Genomic DNA, 2,104 nt, shown 5'->3' on the forward strand with positions numbered 1-2,104 from the left:
GTCGGCAGGAATGTCGGTGTCTACACCGCCAATGATTCAGCCTACGCAGCAGCGATCGATTTGAAGAAGGCCGGCGTCAACATCGCCGCTATCGTCGATCTGCGCGACAACCCGACCGGGGCGGCGATCGACGAGGCGCGGGGGCTCGGCATCGAGATCAATTTCGGCCGTGCGGTGGTCCGCGCCGGCGGCAAGCTGCGCGTATCGTCGATGACCGTCCAGCCGAAGAATGGCGGCGGCGAACGCACCATCCCGGTCGACGCGATCCTGATGTCGGCCGGCTGGACGCCGTCGGTGCATCTGTTCTCGCAGTCGCGCGGCAAGGTCGCCTTCAACGAGGAGACACGGCGCTTCGTGCCGGGAACCTACGCGCAGGACTGCATCTCGGTCGGCGCCTGCAACGGCACGGATGGCCTCGACGCGACTGTCGACGAGGCCTATGCGGCCGGCGCCAAGGCGGCGAAGGAGGCCGGCGGCAAGGCAGGCAAAGGCGCCAAGCCGAAGGTCGATGCCGGCGAGAGCTGGTCGCGCGGCATGCTGGGCGCCGCGCCCGGCGCCGGACAGGGCACGACGGTCAAGGCCTTCGTCGATTTCCAGAACGACGTCACCGCCAAGGACATCCGCCAGGCGGTGCATGAAGGCATGCACTCGATCGAGCACGTCAAGCGCTTCACCACCAACGGCATGGCGACCGACCAGGGCAAGACGTCCAACACGCACGGCCTGGCGATTGCCGCCGAGACGCTCGGCAAGCCGATCCCGCAGGTCGGCCTCACCACCTTCCGCGCACCCTATACGCCGGTAACCTTCGGCTCGATCGTCGGCCATGCGCGCGGCGCGCTGTTCGACCCGACGCGCAAGACGGCGATCCACCCCTGGGCCGCCGCGCAAGGGGCGGTGTTCGAGGATGTCGGCCAGTGGAAGCGCGCCTGGTACTTCCCCCGGGGAGCCGAGGACATGCACGCCGCCGTCGACCGCGAATGCGTGACGGTGCGCAAGACGGCCGGACTGTTCGACGCCTCGACGCTGGGCAAGATCGAGGTGGTCGGACCGGACGCGGCCAAGTTCATGGAGCTGCTCTACACCAATCCGTGGGAGAAGCTGGAGCCCGGCCGCTGCCGCTATGGCATCATGCTGCGCGAGGACGGCTTCATCTATGATGACGGCGTCGTCGGCAGGCTGGCGCCGGATCGCTTCCATGTGACGACGACGACGGGCGGCGCGCCGCGCGTCATGCACCACATGGAGGACTATCTCCAGACCGAGTTCCCGCATCTCAATGTCTGGCTGACCTCGATCACCGAGCAGTGGGCGGTCATCGCCGTGCAGGGACCGAAGTCGCGCGACATCATCGCGCCGCTGGTCGAAGGCATCGACATGTCGGACGAGGCGCTGCCGCATATGTCGGTGCGCGAAGGCAGGATCTGCGGCGTGCCGACGCGGCTGTTCCGCATGTCGTTCACCGGCGAGCGCGGCTTCGAGGTCAACGTGCCGGCCGACTACGGCCAGTCGGTCTGGGAGGCGCTGTGGGCCGAAGGCCAGAAACATGGCGCCTGCGCCTACGGCACCGAGTCCATGCACGTGCTGCGCGCCGAGAAGGGCTACATCATCGTCGGCCAGGATACCGACGGCACGGTGACGCCGAACGATGCAGCCCTCGACTGGGCGGTCGGCAAGAAGAAGGCTGACTTCGTCGGCATCCGTGGTCTGACGCGGCCGGACCTTGTCGCCAAGGGTCGCAAGCAGCTTGTCGGCCTCAAGACCAAGGACCCCAAGGTGGTGCTGGAGGAGGGCGCGCAGATCGTCGAGGATCCTGGCCAAGCAATCCCGATGAAGATGATCGGCCACGTCACCTCCAGCTACTGGTCGGAGAATTGCGGCCGTTCGATCGCGCTGGCGTTGGTCGCCGGCGGACGCGACCGCATGGGCAAGACGCTCTATGTGCCGATGCCAAACGGGACGATCGAGGTGGAAGTCACCGGCATGGTGTTCTTCGACGAGAAGGGGGAGCGCCTCAATGGCTAAGGCTGCCGCAAAGACAACCGCTGCCGGCTCGCCGGCCGAGCGCCGTCCGGCGCTGGCCGGGCGCACGATAGAGGCGAAG

The 2,104-nt window shown here is 67.2% G+C and carries 1 protein-coding gene; it reads left to right on the top strand.

Going from position 1 to position 2,104, the window contains the following annotated elements:
* A partial coding sequence (locus EN742_RS32785) for a glycine cleavage T C-terminal barrel domain-containing protein (protein WP_128333762.1) occupies nucleotides 1–2,025 on the top strand: 2,025 nt, incomplete at its 5' end.
* Between the last annotated feature and the right edge of the window lie 79 nt (nucleotides 2,026–2,104).

This window comes from Mesorhizobium sp. M4A.F.Ca.ET.020.02.1.1 (assembly GCF_004022645.1).
GTDB lineage: Bacteria > Pseudomonadota > Alphaproteobacteria > Rhizobiales > Rhizobiaceae > Mesorhizobium.